The 16,104-nt window shown below is 73.6% G+C and carries 12 protein-coding genes and 1 pseudogene; 5 read left to right on the top strand and 8 right to left on the bottom strand.

Annotation, left to right across the window (positions count from 1 at the left end):
• Nucleotides 1-6: 6 nt before the first annotated feature.
• Complete coding sequence (locus ACIQLL_RS17255) at nucleotides 7-2,484, top strand: heavy metal translocating P-type ATPase (RefSeq protein WP_402469860.1); 2,478 nt, start codon at nucleotides 7-9, stop codon at nucleotides 2,482-2,484.
• An 89-nt stretch (nucleotides 2,485-2,573) separates the two neighbouring features.
• On the opposite strand, the gene ACIQLL_RS17250 is transcribed toward ACIQLL_RS17255, so the two are convergent.
• From ACIQLL_RS17250 to ACIQLL_RS17235, 4 genes are read right to left on the bottom strand one after another with little or no spacing between them, the layout of a single operon-like run.
• On the bottom strand, nucleotides 2,574-3,374 hold the full coding sequence (locus ACIQLL_RS17250; RefSeq protein WP_402469858.1) for an ABC transporter permease: 801 nt from the start codon (nucleotides 3,372-3,374) through the stop codon (nucleotides 2,574-2,576).
• Complete coding sequence (locus ACIQLL_RS17245; protein ID WP_402469855.1) at nucleotides 3,371-4,267, bottom strand: ABC transporter ATP-binding protein; 897 nt, start codon at nucleotides 4,265-4,267, stop codon at nucleotides 3,371-3,373. Before ACIQLL_RS17245 ends, ACIQLL_RS17250 begins: the two co-directional genes overlap by 4 nt.
• Complete coding sequence (locus tag ACIQLL_RS17240; protein WP_402469853.1) at nucleotides 4,264-4,563, bottom strand: transcriptional regulator; 300 nt, start codon at nucleotides 4,561-4,563, stop codon at nucleotides 4,264-4,266. Before ACIQLL_RS17240 ends, ACIQLL_RS17245 begins: the two co-directional genes overlap by 4 nt.
• Nucleotides 4,556-5,266: a hypothetical protein gene (locus tag ACIQLL_RS17235; protein ID WP_402469850.1), complete on the bottom strand. Its 711-nt coding sequence runs from the start codon at nucleotides 5,264-5,266 to the stop codon at nucleotides 4,556-4,558. The genes ACIQLL_RS17240 and ACIQLL_RS17235 overlap by 8 nt, the downstream gene beginning before the upstream one ends.
• A gap of 157 nt (nucleotides 5,267-5,423) precedes the next feature.
• Here ACIQLL_RS17235 and ACIQLL_RS17230 point away from each other — a divergent pair, with 157 nt between their 5' ends.
• The 3 genes and pseudogenes from ACIQLL_RS17230 to ACIQLL_RS17220 all read left to right on the top strand — a co-directional run bounded on the left by ACIQLL_RS17230 (nucleotide 5,424) and on the right by ACIQLL_RS17220 (nucleotide 7,642).
• On the top strand, nucleotides 5,424-6,368 hold the full coding sequence (locus tag ACIQLL_RS17230; RefSeq protein ID WP_402469847.1) for an SPFH domain-containing protein: 945 nt from the start codon (nucleotides 5,424-5,426) through the stop codon (nucleotides 6,366-6,368).
• The gene (locus ACIQLL_RS17225) at nucleotides 6,365-6,685 is read left to right on the top strand and encodes a hypothetical protein (protein ID WP_402469844.1); all 321 of its coding nucleotides are present in this window, start codon (nucleotides 6,365-6,367) and stop codon (nucleotides 6,683-6,685) included. Before ACIQLL_RS17230 ends, ACIQLL_RS17225 begins: the two co-directional genes overlap by 4 nt.
• A gap of 112 nt (nucleotides 6,686-6,797) precedes the next feature.
• Nucleotides 6,798-7,642, top strand: a pseudogene (locus ACIQLL_RS17220) (CPBP family intramembrane glutamic endopeptidase).
• Here the strand turns inward: ACIQLL_RS17220 and ACIQLL_RS17215 are convergent.
• From ACIQLL_RS17215 to ACIQLL_RS17200, 4 genes are read right to left on the bottom strand one after another with little or no spacing between them, the layout of a single operon-like run.
• The gene (locus ACIQLL_RS17215) at nucleotides 7,635-9,320 is read right to left on the bottom strand and encodes an ABC transporter ATP-binding protein (protein ID WP_402469842.1); all 1,686 of its coding nucleotides are present in this window, start codon (nucleotides 9,318-9,320) and stop codon (nucleotides 7,635-7,637) included. The pseudogene ACIQLL_RS17220 and the gene ACIQLL_RS17215 sit on opposite strands and share 8 nt — an antisense overlap.
• Nucleotides 9,317-10,375: an ABC transporter permease gene (locus tag ACIQLL_RS17210; RefSeq protein WP_402469841.1), complete on the bottom strand. Its 1,059-nt coding sequence runs from the start codon at nucleotides 10,373-10,375 to the stop codon at nucleotides 9,317-9,319. The genes ACIQLL_RS17215 and ACIQLL_RS17210 overlap by 4 nt, the downstream gene beginning before the upstream one ends.
• Nucleotides 10,375-11,418 carry an ABC transporter permease gene (locus ACIQLL_RS17205; protein WP_402469839.1) on the bottom strand — a complete coding sequence of 348 codons (1,044 nt, stop codon included), beginning with the start codon at nucleotides 11,416-11,418 and terminating at the stop codon, nucleotides 10,375-10,377. The genes ACIQLL_RS17210 and ACIQLL_RS17205 overlap by 1 nt, the downstream gene beginning before the upstream one ends.
• Before the next feature lie 18 nt (nucleotides 11,419-11,436).
• Nucleotides 11,437-13,089 carry an ABC transporter substrate-binding protein gene (locus ACIQLL_RS17200; protein ID WP_402469836.1) on the bottom strand — a complete coding sequence of 551 codons (1,653 nt, stop codon included), beginning with the start codon at nucleotides 13,087-13,089 and terminating at the stop codon, nucleotides 11,437-11,439.
• A 180-nt stretch (nucleotides 13,090-13,269) separates the two neighbouring features.
• Between ACIQLL_RS17200 and ACIQLL_RS17195 the strand changes: the two genes are divergently transcribed.
• Entirely contained in the window at nucleotides 13,270-16,089 is a 2,820-nt protein-coding gene (locus ACIQLL_RS17195) for a flippase-like domain-containing protein (protein ID WP_402469833.1), read from the top strand.
• Nucleotides 16,090-16,104 lie beyond the last annotated feature (15 nt).

Here is a 16,104-nt window from a genome sequence, read left to right as displayed (position 1 = left end):
TCACCCATGACCACCCCCACCCACCACGGCTCCGCACCCGCCGCCGAGGTCGACCTCGCCATCGAGGGCATGACCTGCGCCTCCTGCGTGGCACGCGTGGAGAAGAAGCTCACCCGCCTGCCCGGCGTCGAGGCGACCGTCAACCTGCCGCTGGAGAGCGCGCACGTGCGCCGGCCCGACGCCGTCAGCGACGCCGACCTGCTGCAGGCCGTCGCGTCCGCCGGGTACCGCGCCACCGTGACCGGCTCGCGCGGCGCCGCCCCCGACCACGACGCGTCGGCCACGCACGGCACGGCCGACGACGGTGCCGCACCGGCCGACCCGTCCGAGCACGGCGAGCACGGCGAGCACGCGTCCTCGGGCCACGTGCACACGGAGTACCGCGGTGCCGACCTCCTGCGTCGGCTGCGCGTCGCGGCGGTGCTCACCGTCCCCGTCGTCCTGCTGTCGATGATCCCCGCCTGGCAGTTCGCCGGCTGGCAGTGGGTCGTCACCGCGCTGGCGCTGCCCGTCGTCACGTGGGGCGCGTGGCCGTTCCACGCGGCCGCGGCGCGGGCCGCCCGGCACGGCGCCTCGACGATGGACACCCTCGTCTCGATCGGTGTGGTCGCCGCCACGCTCTGGTCGCTGTGGGCGCTGCTCCTCGGCGGCGCGGGCGAGATCGGCATGACGATGGACGTCTCGCTCCTGCCCTCGCGGGAGCACGGAGGCGCTCCGGAGCTCTACTTCGAGGTCGCCGCCGTCGTGACCACGTTCCTGCTCGCCGGCCGGTACGCCGAGCACCGGTCCAAGCGCCGTGCGGGCGATGCCCTGCGCTCGCTGCTCGAGCTGGGCGCCAAGGAGGCCGAACGGGTCGTGACCGGCCCGGACGGCGGTCCCACCACGCGCGACGACGGCGCCCTGGTCACCGAGCGGGTGGCCGCCTCCGCGCTGCGCATGGGCGACCTGTTCACCGTCCGTCCCGGTTCGACGGTCGCGACCGACGGCGAGGTGGTCGAGGGGACCTCGGCCGTGGACACCTCGCTCGTGACCGGTGAACCCGTTCCCGTGGACGTCGGGCCGGGCGACGCCGTCACCGGCGCCACCGTGAACACCTCGGGCCACCTGCTGGTGCGGGCCACCCGGGTCGGACAGGAGACGACGCTGGCGCAGATCGGCCGGCTGGTGTCGCAGGCACAGACCGGCAAGGCGCCGGTGCAGCGGCTCGCGGACCGCATCTCGGCGGTGTTCGTGCCGATCGTGCTGGCGCTGGCCGTGGTGACGCTGGCCGGATGGCTGCTCGCGGGCGCCGACCTCCAGTTCGCGTTCACCGCGGCCGTCGCCGTGCTGATCATCGCCTGCCCGTGCGCGCTCGGCCTGGCCACGCCCACGGCCCTGCTGGTGGGCACCGGACGCGGCGCCCAGCTCAGCGTGCTCATCAAGGGACCGGAGGTGCTGGAGTCCACCCGTCGCATCGACACGGTGGTGCTCGACAAGACGGGCACGGTCACCCAGGGCGCGATGGCGCTGGAGCGGGTGGTGCCCGCCGACGGCGGGGACGCCGACGAGGCGCTGCGGTTCGCCGCGGCCGTCGAGGCACGCAGCGAGCACCCCGTCGCGCAGGCGGTCGCCACCGCCGGTACGGCGGCCCCGCCCTCGGGCGAAGGCACCGCGGACACCGGGGCCGACGGCGTCACGGTCGGCGCCCTGCAGGTGTTCGACTTCCGCTCGACGGCGGGCGGCGGCGTCGAGGCGGTCGTGCGCACCGCGCACTCCGGGCTCGGGAGCACGGGCCTCGGGGCCGGCGGGCTCGGCAGCCGGCGGGTCACCGTCGGGAGGCTGGGCTGGCTCGACGGGACCGGCGTGCGGGTACCCGACGAGGTGCGCGACGCCGTCGGGCAGGCCGAGACCGACGGGGCCACCGCCGTCGTGGTCGCGTGGGACGGCACCGCCCGCGCGGCGCTCGTGCTGCGGGACCCGGTCAAGGCGACGTCGGTGGCGGCGGTGACCGAGCTGCGCGAGCTCGGGCTGCGGCCCGTGCTGCTCACCGGCGACTCCGACGGGGCGGCCCGTGTGGCCGCCGCGGAGGTCGGGATCGACGAGGTCGTGGCGCGCGTCCTGCCCGCGGACAAGGCCGCCGTCGTCGCCGGGCTGCAGGCCGAGGGCCGCACGGTCGCGATGGTCGGCGACGGCGTGAACGACGCCGCAGCGCTGGCCACCGCGGACCTCGGGCTGGCGATGGGCACCGGCACCGACGTGGCCATCGAGGCGAGCGACATCACCCTGGTGCGCGGGGACCTGCGGGCCGCCGCCACGGCCGTCCGACTGTCCCGCCGCACCCTGCGGATCATCAAGCAGAACCTGTTCTGGGCGTTCGCCTACAACGTCGCCGCGATCCCGCTGGCGGCCGCTGGGCTGCTCAACCCGATGATCGCGGGGGCGGCGATGGCGGCGTCGTCGGTGATCGTGGTGACGAACTCGCTGCGGCTGCGCCGCGCCGGCTGACGGCAGCCACCGCCGTTGTGGGCATGAAATCTACGGTCCTGAACCGGTTCAGGACCGTAGATTTCATGCCCACAGCGACGGGGGGCGGGTCAGCGGAAGCGGCGGCCCTCGTCGCGGCGGTAGGCCCCCACGGCCAGGACCGCGAAGACCGCCGTCCAGCCGAGCAGCACCGGCCACGCCAGCGTGTACGCCGGCTCACCCGTCAGGGCCTGCACCAACAGGTCCCGACCGGCACGGGTCGGCGTCGCCTGCGAGAGGGCGTCGAGCCACGAGGGGAACATCATCGGCGGCAGGAACAGCCCACCGGCGAACGCCAGCGGGAACAGCACCACCTGCACCACGGGCAGCGCGGCCTTGGCCGACAACGAGTAGCCGACCGCCATGCCGAGAAGCACGAACGGCACCGACGCCACCAGGATCGTGCCGATCCCGGCGAGCAGGGCCGACAGCGTCACCGACGCGGCCGTGAACAGCCAGCCGATGAGGATCAAGGGCACGAGCCCGAACAGGGCGAAGATCGCGCCGTTGAGGATCCGCGCCGCCATCCGCGGCCCGGGACCGGCCGGCAGCGAGCGCACGAACGGGTCGAACGGCAGCTGACGGTCCTCCGCGACGCCGAGCCCGTAGGTGAACAGGCTCGCGGAGCACACGGCGAAGAACGCCAGGCCCGCGACCGCCATCGTGGAGATCACCGGGTCCTGCGCCACCGCGCTCTGCGGCACCACGAAGAAGAACATCGCCAGCGAGGGGAACAGCATGTTGCCCAGCACGGCGATCGGGATGCGCACGGTCTCCAGGAACTGGAACTTCAGGTGCAGCCAGGTCAGGCGCACCGGGTGCACCGTGCCCGACGGCGCCACCTGCGGGGATGCTGCGGGTGCGGCGGTCATCGTCTCGCTCCTTCCAGGGCGCCGTCGGCGGCGACCATCTCGGCGAACGCCTCCTCGAGGCTCGCCCCGCGGATCTGCAGGTCCGAGAACGCGACGCCCGAGGTCACCAGGTCCCGCACGAGCGTGTCGGCGTCGGCGGTGTAGAGCTCCTGGGTGCCGTCGCCGTGACGTTCCCCGCGCGCCACGCCGGGCCAGGTCGTCAGGTCGGTCGTGGAACGCACCAGGACGCGGCGCAGGCCGACCTGGTCCAGGATCGCGTCCAGGGAGTCGTCGGCCCGTACCACCCCGTGGTCGATGACGACGACGCGTTCGGCGAGTGCCTGCACCTCCTCGAGGTAGTGGCTGGTCAGCAGCACCGTGCCGCCCTCGGCGTGGTACCGCCGGACGGCGTCCCAGAGCGCCTGACGGGCCGAGACGTCGAGGCCGGTGGTCGGCTCGTCGAGCAGGACGACCCGGGGGCGGCCCACCAGGGAGAGCGCCACGGCCAGGCGGCGCTTCTGCCCGCCGGAGAGCGCACCGGTCTGCTTGCGTGCCAGCTCGGCGAGCCCGAACTGCTCCAGCAGCTCCGCCGTCGGGCGCGAGGCGGGGTAGTGGCCGCCGACGAAGTCGACGACCTCGCCGACGCGCAGCGTGGGCGGCAGGCCGGTCTCCTGCGGGGTGATGCCGAGCCCGATCCGGCTCCGGGCGTCGCGCGGGTCGCCGCCGAGCAGCCGGACCGTGCCCGTGTCGGGTCGGCGTTGGCCGCTGATCAGGGACAGCAGGGTGGACTTGCCCGCGCCGTTCGGCCCGAGCAGCCCGACGAGCTCGCCGGGTCCCACGTCCAGGGTGATGTCGTCGAGGGCGACGACGTCGCCGAAGCGGCGCGTGACGCCGTCGACGGTGATGACGGTCATGCTCCTGTTCCTCTCAGCAGTGCGGTCAGGGTGGCGGTGTAGTCCTCGAACGCGCGCCGGCCGGCCGTGGTCAGCGCGAGGTAGGTGGCGGGCTTGCGTCCCGCGTGCGTCTTGGTCACCTGCACGTAGCCGGCGTCCTCGAGCCGACGCAGGTGGGTCGACAGGTTGCCCGCGGTCATGTCGAGCACCTTCTGCAGCTTGGGGAAGCTGATCTCGTCCGCGCCCGGCAGGGTGGCCAGCGTGGCCACGACGCGCAGCCGGGCGGGGGCGTGGATGACGGAGTCGAGCTCAGTCATCGCCGGGCTCCTGCCCGACGGCGGTGCGCCCGTCGCGCGCGGCGGACGCGTGGGCCGCGCGGCGGCGTCGTGCGAGCAGCAGCGCCTGCCAGGCGAGCGTGATGACGAGGAAGCCCCCGCCACCCAGGACCGCCATGACGAGGTAGGTCGCCGGCATCCCGGCGAGCGTCGCGGCGCCCCCGGTGAGCAGGATCCACGCCCCGAGGACGGAGAGGCTGGTGTCGCCGAAGCAGGCGGCGCCGGTCAGGTACATGATCCCGACGATCACGCAGGCCAGCGCGTTGGCGGCCAGGCCGAGCACGTCGTCGGACGCCCCGGCGCGGGCCAGCCCGCTGATGATGAACGGGTAGGTGACGAAGGCGAGCGACCAGGTCGACCCCCACAGCGCGCCGGTGCGGCGGCTCGGGCCACGGACACCTGCGGCGCGGCGGACGCTGTGCACGATCGTCAGCACCACGGCCGCGGCCAGGAGTCCGCCGAAGATCACGAATGCGAGCGCGCTCGGCATCCCGTCGAGCTCCCGGGCGCTGGACCAGAGCACCAGGTACCCGGCGGTCCATGCCACGCCCCAGGCCAGGCAGAGGAGCCGGCCGTCGGGCTCGGTGCCCGCGTGGGCGCGCCGCCGTGACTCGGCGATGAGGTCGAGCGACGCGGCGGGGTCCAGCTCGGGTCCGTCGGGACCGGTGCCAGGTCCGGAGCTCATGCGGGTCTCCTCGGTGAGCGTGAGGTTTGCGTTGCAAACTACTTTGAGGATGCCACGAGTCCGGGTCCCGCACAAGAGCTCCTCGCGGAGCAGTTAATGTGATATCACTTTGACGGCTCCCTCCGGAGCCCGCCCGACCACCACAGGAGCAGCCCCGATGTCCGACCCCACCGCCTCCCCGGACTCCGTCGGCGGCGCCCCCGCCGGACGCCCCGTCGGCCACGCCGGCACCCGCGTCGACGTCAGCGAGCGCGACGCCTGGTCGCTCGGCGCCGGCGGCACGGTGCTCGCCATCCTGCTCGCCGTCGTCCTGACCGTGCTCGGCATCGTCACGATCGCCGCCGCCGGCCCCGTCGGCGTCGTACCCGGCGTCCTGCTCGCCGCCGTCGGCGTCCTGGTCCTCACCGGCATCTCCGTGGTCAGCCCCGGCCAGACGCTCGTCGTGCAGCTCTTCGGCCGCTACCTCGGGACCGCGCGCCGCACCGGTCTCGTCCTCACCGTGCCGCTGACCACCCGCGCCAAGGTCTCGGTCCGCGTGCGCAACTTCGAGACCAGCGAGCTCAAGGTGAACGACGCCGACGGCAACCCGATCAACATCGCCGCGATCGTCGTCTGGCAGGTCGCCGACACCGCCCGGGCCACGTTCGCCGTCGAGGACTACGACGACTTCGTCGTCGTGCAGTCCGAGTCCGCCCTGCGGCACGTGGCCATGTCGCACCCGTACGACGGCGGCGACGGCGTCGAGTCGCTGCGCGGCGCCACCGAGCTGGTCTCCGAGGAGATCGCGGCCGAGGTCGCCGAACGGGTGGCCGTCGCCGGCGTCGAGGTCATCGAGGCACGCATCTCCCACCTCGCCTACGCCCCGGAGATCGCCCAGGCGATGCTGCAGCGTCAGCAGGCCGGGGCGATCATCGCCGCCCGCGAGCGCATCGTGGACGGCGCGGTGACCATGGTCGAGAGCGCCCTGTCACGGCTCGAGGCCGACGACGTCGTCGCGCTCGACGAGGAGAGGCGGGCCACGATGGTCTCCAACCTGCTGGTCGTGCTGTGCGGGGAGAGCCGGGCGACCCCGGTGGTCAACGCGGGGTCGCTCTACCAGTGACCCCTCCTCGCGCGCGCGACGCCGGGGCCGACGCCGTTCCGCCGGACACGCCCGAGGCGGCACCGTCGTCGTCCCGGCAGCGCAGCGTGCGCAAGCAGGTGCTGCTGCGCCTCGACCCGGCGATCCACGCGGCGCTGGCCCGCTGGGCCGCCGACGACCTGCGCAGCGTCAACGCGCAGATCGACATGGTGCTGCGGCGCGCGCTGGCCGAGGCCGGGCGCCTGCCCCGCGACGCCCGGCCGGCCCGGCGACCCGGCCGGCCGGCGCGACCCCGTCAGGACGAGGGCCCGGCCGAGCGACCGGACGAGGTCACGTGACCCAGCAGAGCGCCACGCCACCTGGAGGCTGCAGGTCCCGGCGAGCCTGCCCGGGGACGGCTGACGGCCTCGTCGCCGTCGCCGGGCGCGCCCGCCCGCCTACGCTGAGCGGGTGGACGACGTCGCACCCGTAGCCCCTCCCGCACCCGCGACCTGGACGGGCCCCGCTCCCGCCGCGCCGGCGCGGACCCCGGCGCAGCGCCGCCGCACCGGCGCCGAGATCTGGATCGTGCTCGGCCTCAGCCTCGGCCAGAGCGGCGTCTACGCGCTGGTCAACATCGTCGCCCGGCTCACCGCGGAGACGTCGCTGGCCGACCAGTCGGCCACCCTCAACGCCTCGCGCTCACCGCGGCCCTACCTGGACCTGACCTACCAGCTGCTCGGGATCGCGTTCGCCCTGGTACCCGTGGCGCTCGCGATCTACCTCCTCAGCGCCCGCGGCCCCGGGACCTTGCGTCGCATCGGGTTCGACGCCGCCCGGCCCGGTCGCGACGCCGCGTGGGGCGTCGCGCTGGCCGCCGCGATCGGGCTGCCCGGCCTGGCCTTCTACGCCCTGGGGCGTGCGCTCGGCATCACCGTCAGCGTCGAGGCCAGCGCCCTGAACGCTGCCTGGTGGACCGTCCCGGTGCTGGTCCTCGCCGCCCTGCAGAACGGGCTGCTCGAGGAGGTCGTCGCGGTGGCCTACCTGCGCGAACGCACCGCGGACCTCGGCTGGGACCGGTGGAAGTTCGTCGCCGCCAGCTCCCTGCTGCGGGGCTCCTACCACCTGTACCAGGGCATCGGGCCGTTCCTCGGCAACGTCGTCATGGGCGTCGTCTTCTCCTGGTTCTACACCTCCCGCTGGGGGCGGCACCGGGTGCTGCCCTCGTGGTGGCCCACACCGTGCTCGACGTCGTCGCGTTCGTCGGGTACGCGCTGATCCCCGCCGAGTGGCGCGCAGCCCTCGGGATCACCTGACGACGTCCGCGAGCAGCGCGCGCCGCCGCGCCTGCTCGGCCGGGTCCGGCACGGGCAGCGACGCCAGCAGACGCTTCGTGTAGTCCTCCCGGGGGGAGCCGAGCACCTGTTCCCCGGTGCCCTCCTCGACGAGCCGACCCCGGTACAGCACCGCGATGCGGTCCGCGAGCAGGTCCACCACCGCCAGGTCGTGGGAGACGAACAGGCAGGCGAAGCCGAGCTCGGCCTGCAGCTCGGCGAACAGCTCCAGCACGCGCGCCTGCACCGAGACGTCCAGGGCCGACGTCGGTTCGTCGGCCACCAGCAGCTCGGGCTCCAGCGCCAGCGCCCGCGCCAGCGACGCCCGCTGGCGCTGCCCCCCGGACAGCTCGTGCGGGTAGCGGTCACCGTAGGAGCGCGGGAGCTGGACCGCCTCCAGCAGCTCGTCGACCCGCCCGCGGGCGTCGTCGGGCCGGCGCGCACGTCCGTGCACCACGAGCGGCTCGGCCACGCACTCGGCGATGGTCAGCAACGGGTTGAACGACGCCGCGGGGTCCTGGAAGACGAACCCCAGCCGCGGCCGGGACGCCGCCAGGTGCCGCGGCCGGGCACCCCGCATCTCGACGCCCAGGACGCGCAACGACCCGCCGGTCACCGGCGTCAGCCCGGCCACGGCCCGCGCGATCGTCGTCTTGCCCGACCCGGACTCCCCCACCAGGCCCAGGACCTCGCCCGGGCGGATCGACAACGACACGTCGTCCACCGCGGTGAACCCGGGCCGCCGGAAGCCGCCCGGGTACGTGATCGTCAGGTGCTCGGCGCGCACCACCGGTTCCTGCGCCGCCCAGCCCTCCGGCCGGGCCGCGGCGCGCTCCTGCGCCCGCGCCGTCCCGCCGCCGAGGCGGGGCACCGCACCGAGCAGGGCCCGGGTGTAGTCCGCCTGCGGTGCGGCGAACAGGTCGGCCACCGGCGCCTCCTCGACCACCTTGCCCTGGTACATCACGGCGACGCGGTCGGCCAGGTCGGCGACCACCCCCATGTTGTGGGTGATCAGGACGATCGCCGTGCCCGTGTCGTCCCGCAGGCGGCGCAGGAGCTCCAGGATCTCGGCCTGCACCGTGACGTCGAGCGCCGTCGTCGGCTCGTCCGCCACGATGAGGTCCGGGCCCAGCACCAGCGCCATCGCGATGACGATGCGCTGCTTCTGCCCGCCCGAGAACTGGTGCGGGTAGTGGTCCACCCGCTGCTCCGGGTCGGGGATGCCGACCGTGCCGAGCACCTCGACCGCGCGGCGCCGGGCCTCCTTCGCGGAGACCCTGCCGTGGGCCCGCAGGCCCTCGGTGATCTGCCACCCCACCGTGTAGACGGGGTTGAGAGCGGTGGACGGCTCCTGGAACACCATCGCCACGTCCCGCCCACGGACCTCCCGCAGGCGGGCGCCCGAGACGTGCGCCACGTCCGTGCTGCCGCCGTCGCGCCCCGCGAGCACGACGGCGCCGCTCGCCGTCGCCGTCTCGGGCAGCAGGCCGAGGATCGTCTTGGCCGTGACCGTCTTGCCGGAACCGGACTCGCCCACGATGGCGAGCACCTCGCCCGGGGCGACGTCGAGGCTCACGCCGTCCACGGCGCGCACCGGCCCCGCGTCGGTCGCGAACGAGACCGCCAGGTCGTCGATCCGGGCCACCGGAGCGGTGCTCATCGGTCCTCCTTCGTCGAGGTGTCCGCCGCCGTCTCGGCGTCCACCGAGGTGGCGGCCACGCTGCCCGCGACCGCGCGGGACCGCGCCCGCGACCGCAGCCGGGGGTCGGCCAGGTCGTTGAGGGACTCCCCGACCAGGGTCATGCCCATGGCGGCCAGGACGATCGCCAGGCCCGGGAACAGGGCCGTCCACCAGATGCCCGAGGTCACGTCGGCCACGGAGCGCTGCAGGTCGTACCCCCACTCGGCCGCCGCCGTCGGCTCGATGCCGAAGCCCAGGAAGCCCAGGCCCGCGAGCGTGAGGATCGCCTCGGAGGCGTTGAGCGTCACGATGAGCGGCAGCGTGCGCACCGAGTTGCGCAGCACGTGGCGGCCCATGATCCGGCGGTGCGGCGTGCCCAGCACGCGGGCGGCGTCGACGAACGCCTCACCCTTGACCCGCACCACCTCGGAGCGGACCACCCGGAAGTACTGCGGCACGAACACCACGGTGATGGACAGCGCCGCGGCGAGGATGCCGCCCCACATGCTCGACTGCCCGCCCGAGATGACGATGGCCAGCAGGATGGCGAGCAGCAGGGAGGGGAAGGCGTAGACGGCGTCGGCCACGACCACGAGCACCCGGTCCAGCCAGCCCCCGAAGTACCCCGACACCAGGCCGAGGAGGACCCCGACCACGATCGAGGCCAGGACGGCGACGATGACGACGTACAACGCCGTCTGCGCACCCCAGATCACGCGGGACAGCACGTCGTACCCGCCCACGGTGGTGCCGAACCAGTGCTCGGCGCTCGGCGGCTGCTGGGCCCCGAAGGCGCCCTCGGGGGTGCGCAGCTGCGACCACCCGTACGGCGCGAGCCACCGCGAGCAGACGGCGGTCACCACGAACAGACCCGTCAGCACCAGGCCCGTGACGAGCATGCCGCGCTGCAGCCCGACGCTCTGGCGCACCTGGTGCACCACGGGCAGGCGGCGCAGCCAGGCCCAGCGCCCGCGGAGGTGCTCCGGGGTGGCCGGTGCCGCGGCGTGGCCGTCGGCGATCTCCGGTGCGGTCATCAGTACCTCACTCTCGGGTCGACGAACGCCGCGATGACGTCGACCAGGAAGTTCGTCACCGCGACCACCACGGCCATGACGACGACGATGCCCTGCACGGCCACGAAGTCGCGCGCCTGCAGGTACTCGGCGAGCTGGAAGCCGAGCCCCCGCCACTCGAACGTGGTCTCGGTGAGCACGGCGCCGACGAGCAGCATCGCGATCTGCATGCCCGCCAGGGTGATGATCGGGATCAGCGCGGGGCGCCAGGCGTGGGCGGTGACCAGCCGGCGCTCGCGCACCCCGCGGGAGCGGGCGGCGTCGACGAACTCGGTGCCGAGCGTGCCGATCATGTTGGTGCGCACCAGGCGCAGGAACACGCCCGCGGTGAGCAGGCCGAGCGCGAGGGCCGGCAGCACGGCGTGGGACAGGACGTCCACCACGACGGCGGGGTCCCCGGTGGCGAACGCGTCGACCAGCATGAACCCGGAGTCGGCGTCCGCCTGGCGCATCGCGATCTCGCCGGAGGTGGAGACCCGACCCGCGACGGGGAACCAGCCCAGCCAGACGGAGAACACGAGCTTGAGGAGCAGGCCGGCGAAGAACACCGGCGTCGCGTAGGCGAGGATCGCCAGCACGCGCAGCACGGCGTCGGGCAGCAGGTCCCGGCGGTAGGCGGCCACCATGCCGAACGGCACGCCGAGCACCAGCGCGACCAGGACGGCGTACGCGCTGAGCTCGAGCGTGGCCGCGCCGTAGGTGGTCAGCACCTCGGTGACAGGGCGGTTGTCGCTGATCGTCGTGCCGAAGTCGCCGGTGAAGATCCCCGTGAGGTACTCCCAGTACTGCGTGAGCACCGGACGGTCGTACCCGGCGGCGTGGATGCGCTCGGCGAGCTGGTCGGGCGTGAGACGGCCGCCGAGGGCGGCCGTGATCGGGTCACCGGTGGCGCGCATGAGCACGAACACGGTGGTGACCAGGATGAAGACGGTCGGGATGATCAGCAGGAAGCGCACCAGGACGTAGCGTCCCAGTGCGCTTCCTGCCGTCGGTGAGGCAGCCACGGGCGATGTACCGGCCCGTCAGCCCTTGGTCAGCGCCGCGTAGCGGAACTTGAACGAGGCGTCGAGCGTGTCCTCGGCCCCCTCGACGTCGGCGCCGACGACGGCGACCTGCGCGCCCTGGAGGTAGGGCACCGTGGACAGGTCCTGCGCCACGGTGTCCTGGATCTCCTCGATGACGCCCGTGCGCTCGTCCGGGTCCTCGGTGACACCCTGCTCGACGATGAGGTCGTCGACCGTCGGGTTGGAGTAGTGGTTGCCGAGGAACCCTCCGTCCAGGAAGAACGGCGTGAGGTAGTTGTCCGCGTCCGAGTAGTCCGGGAACCAGCCGAGCTGGTACGAGGGGTACACGTCGGCCGTGCGGTCCTTGGAGTACTGCACCCACTCCGTGGTCTGCAGGTCCACGCTGAACAGGCCCGAGGCCTCGAGCTGGTCCTTGATCAGCGCGTACTCGTCGCCCGACGACGGCCCGTAGTGGTCGTTGGAGTACTGCAGGCTCAGGGCCACGGGCGTCTCGACGCCCGCGTCCGCGAGCACCTGCTCCGCGGCGGCCGTGTCCGGGCCGCCGTCGCCGTCGCCGTACATCTCCTTCAGCGACTCCGTGGCGCCCGTCAGGCCCGCGGGCACGTAGGAGTACAGCGGGGTGTAGGTGCCCTTGTAGACCTGGTCCGAGATGGCCTGCCGGTCGATGAGGTGGGCCACGGCCTGCCGGACCGCGAGCGCCTTGTCCTCGTCGGCGTCGTCCTGCGCCGCACCGTAGGGCTGGGTGTCGAAGTTGAAGACGACGTAGCGGATCTCGCCGCCGGGGCCCTCGACGACCTTGACGTTGTCGTCGCCCTGCAGGTCCTCGACGTCGGTGGAGGACAGCGAGCGGAAGGCGACGTCCACCGAGCCCTGCTGCACCTCGAGCTTGAGGTTGGAGGCGTCGGCGAAGTAGCTGACGTTGATCTCCGGCGTCTTCGCGGGGCCGAGCAGGCCCTGGTAGCCGTCGAACGCCTCGTAGGTGACGAGCTCGTTGAGGGTGTAGCTGGTGATCGCGTACTGGCCGGCGAACGCGTTGCCGTCGACGATCTCCTGGTCGGGTGTCAGCGCGTCGGCGGCGAAGACGTCCTCGTCGACGATCGGGCCCGCGGGCGAGGAGAGGATCTGCGGGAAGACCTGGTCGTTCGGCTCCTTGAGGTGGAAGACGACGGTGGTGTCGTCGACGGCCTCGGTGGAGTCCAGGTTGTACAGCAGCGACGACGGGCCGTTCTGGTCGGCGATCGCGAGCTGACGGTCGAAGCTGAACTTCACGTCGGAGGCGGTGAGCTCGTTGCCGTTGGCCCAGGTCAGACCCGGCTTGAGGGTGACCGTGTACTCGGTGGGCGAGGTGAACTCGGCGGACTCCGCGATGTCCGGCTCGACGTCGGGGCTGCCGTAGGGGGTGTTCATCAGGAACGGGTAGACCTGGTTCATCACCGCGAAGGAGCCGTTGTCGTAGGAGCCGGCCGGGTCGATCGTGGTGATCTTGTCCGTGGTGCCGACCACCAGCGACTCCGCGGCCGCGCCGTCGCCGTCAGCGGTGTCAGAGCTCTCCTCGCCGTCGCCGCCGCTGCAGGCGGCGAGCGTCAGGGCGACCCCTGCCGCGCCCGCCACGACCGCGACGGCACGTCGCGACCCTCGAATCGTCCTCATGAGTTGTTTCCCTCCTCGTTGCGGGTCGCGGGGTTGCCGCGAGCCGTCCACAGTGACGACGTTCTACCAGGCAACTGTGTCGCCCAGATCACGTGAGTGTGACATACCCGAAGGTTCTCCCGGTTCCGCCGGGGGACCTCGACAGGGCTCACGCGGCGCGGCGGCCCTAGAATCGCCCACATGTCCCGAGCCAGCGGCGAGGCCCCCACGGGCCCCGGAGCGGCCGGTGCGTCCGTGCACGACGTCGGTTCCTTCGTCGGCGACGACCCCGACCCACCGACCGGAGCCCTGCGCGCCCTGTTCACCGGCGGCGCCGTCACCGACGACGACCCCGGGCTCGTGCGCGTGGTGGACACCCCGGAGAACCGGGTGCGCAACCCCTCGGACCTGCTCGGCATCGTGGTCAGTGCTCTCGGCGTCGTCCTGGTGCTCGTGCTGTCCGTGGTGGCGCACGGCACCACGGAGGGGGTCACGGCCGACGTCCGCGACTTCAACACGTTCATCGGTCAGCTCCTCTTCCTGCCCGTGCAGGTGCTCGAGGCGCTGGTCACCCTGTTCGTGCCGGTGGTCGTGCTCGTCGAGCTGGGGCTGCGCCGGCTCGGCCGGCAGGTGGTCGAGTCGATCCTCGCGGCCACCCTCGGGCTGCTTCTCGGCGTGCTCGCCGTGCTGCTGCTGGACTGGCTGGGCAGCGACGAGCTGGTGCGGACGTTCTCCGTCCTGCAGGACGGCACCTGGGTGATCACCGTGCCCGGCTACGTCTCCGGCATCGCCGGCCTGCTGACCACCGCCGGGCCGCGCACGCGTCGCCGCACCGTGCGCTGGTCGTGGAACGTGCTCTACCTGGCGCTGGCGATCGCCCTGATCACCGGGCAGGCGCCGCTGCCGGGGGTGCTCGTCGCCCTGCTCCTGGGCCGGCTGGCCGGGCAGACCATCCAGTACGCCTCCGGGGTGCGTTCCGAACGGGCCTACGGCGGCGAGCTCGTCACCGCCGTCCGGCGCGCCGGGTTCCGCCCCACCGCCCTGGTCCGGGTCCGAGGGGTCTCCGGCGGCACCGACGGCGCCGAAGGCACGGGGGACGGCGACGAGGCCCCGACCGGGCCGGGGGCGGACGCGCCCGAGCCGGACGCCGAGAACGGCGCGGCCGCGCCGGTCCACCGCCTGCCCGACGAGACCGTCACGCACGTCGACGCCGCCGGTGAGGTCACCGGCCGCACCACGCTGCGGGCGCTGCTGCGCAACCGTCCGCGCTACGGTGCCCGCGGCCGCGACGCGGCCGACGTGCCGGCGTCGGGCAGCCTGGCCGACCCGGCCACCGTGGCCCTGACGCGCGCCGGCGACACCCGCGTGTACGCGATGTTCACGCCCGACGGCGCACGCCGCGACGTCGTCGTCCTGGACGGCGACCGTCACGTGGTGGGCATGCTGACCCGCATGTGGCGCGCCCTGCGGCTGCGCGGGCTCGAGGGTCGCGCGCAGGTGTCGCTCAAGGCCGTGGCCGAGCGCAACGCCCTGCTCACCTACGCGGCGTCGGCGGCGGGCGTGCGCACCCCGCGCCTGCTGGGTGTCGGCGAGGCCGACGACTCGATCGTCCTGGTCACGGAGCACGCCGCGGGGGCCGTGTCCTGGCGCGACCTGCCCGACGACGCCCTGGAGGGCGAGCGCGGCGAGCGCGTCCTGGCGGCCGCCTGGGAGCAGCTGCGCCACGCCCACCGCGCCGGCCTGACCCACCACGCGCTGACGCCGGACGTGCTGCTCGTCGGCGACGACGACGCCGCGCCGCAGGTGTGGCTGACCGGGTGGGAGCAGGGCGAGATCGCGTCGACGGCGCTCGGACGGCGGCTCGACCTGACCCAGCTGCTGGCGCTCCTGGCGCTGCGGGTGGGCGCGGACCGCGCCGTCGCCTCCGCGGTGCGCGCGCTGCCGGACGAGGACATCGCCGCCGTCGGGCCGCTGCTGCAGTCCGTCGCGCTGCCCGCGGCCACCCGCGTGGCGGTGCGGCAGCGCAAGGGCCTGCTGGACGCGCTGCGCGAGGCCCTCGTCGAGCGTCTCCCCCAGGTGGACGTCCAGCCGCAGAACATCACGCGGTTCGGCACCCGTACCGTCATCACCCTGGCCCTGTTCATCGTCGTCGTCACCGCCCTGGTGACCACGATGAACCTGGACGAGATCACCGACGCCCTGCGCCGGGCCAACCTGTGGTGGGTCGTGGCCGCCTTCGCGCTCGGCGCGATCACCTGGCTCGGCGCGGCCCTGACCCTCGTGGCCTTCTCCCCCCGCCGGATCCCGCTGTGGCGGGCCACGCTGACGCAGATGGCGGGCTCGTTCGTCTCCCTGGCCGCACCGGCGGGCATCGGACCCGCGGCGCTCAACCTGCGCCTGCTGACGCGGCGCGGCGTCGAGACCCCGCTGGCCGTGGCCACGGTCGCCCTGGTCCAGGTCTCCCAGTTCGTCGTGACGATCGTGCTGCTGGTCTTCCTGTCGATCTTCACCGGGTCCGGCGGGCTCATCCAGCTGCCGTCGGTCACGGTGCTGCTGGCGATCGCGGGGGTGGCGGTGCTCGTCGTGGCGACCCTGCTGGTCCCCGCGGTGCGGCGCTGGGTGTGGGCCAGGACCCGGCCCACCCTGGAGCAGGTCTGGCCGCGGCTGTCCCAGATGCTGGGGCACCCCGCACGGCTCACGCTGGGCATCGGGGGCAACGTCATCATGTCGCTGGGGTACGTGCTCGCGTTCGACGCCTCCCTGGCGGCGTTCGGCCAGTCGCTCAACCTCGTCGACGTCGCCGTCGTGTACCTGGTCGGCAACGCGCTCGGGGCGATGGTGCCGACACCGGGCGGCCTGGGCGGCGTCGAGGCGGCGATCACCGCCGGGCTGACGGCCGCGGGCGTCCCGGCGTCGATCGCCCTGTCCACCACGATCCTGTTCCGGCTCGTGACCTACTGGGGCCGGGTGCCCTTCGGCTGGGCGGCGATGCGCTTCCTGGAGCGCAAGGGCGACCTCTGACGCCTGCGGCGCGAG

The sequence above is a fragment of the Isoptericola aurantiacus genome (assembly GCF_044769875.1).
GTDB lineage: Bacteria > Actinomycetota > Actinomycetes > Actinomycetales > Cellulomonadaceae > Isoptericola > Isoptericola aurantiacus.
Note: the sequence above shows the minus strand (reverse complement) of the source record. Positions and strands in the feature narration are given on the sequence as shown.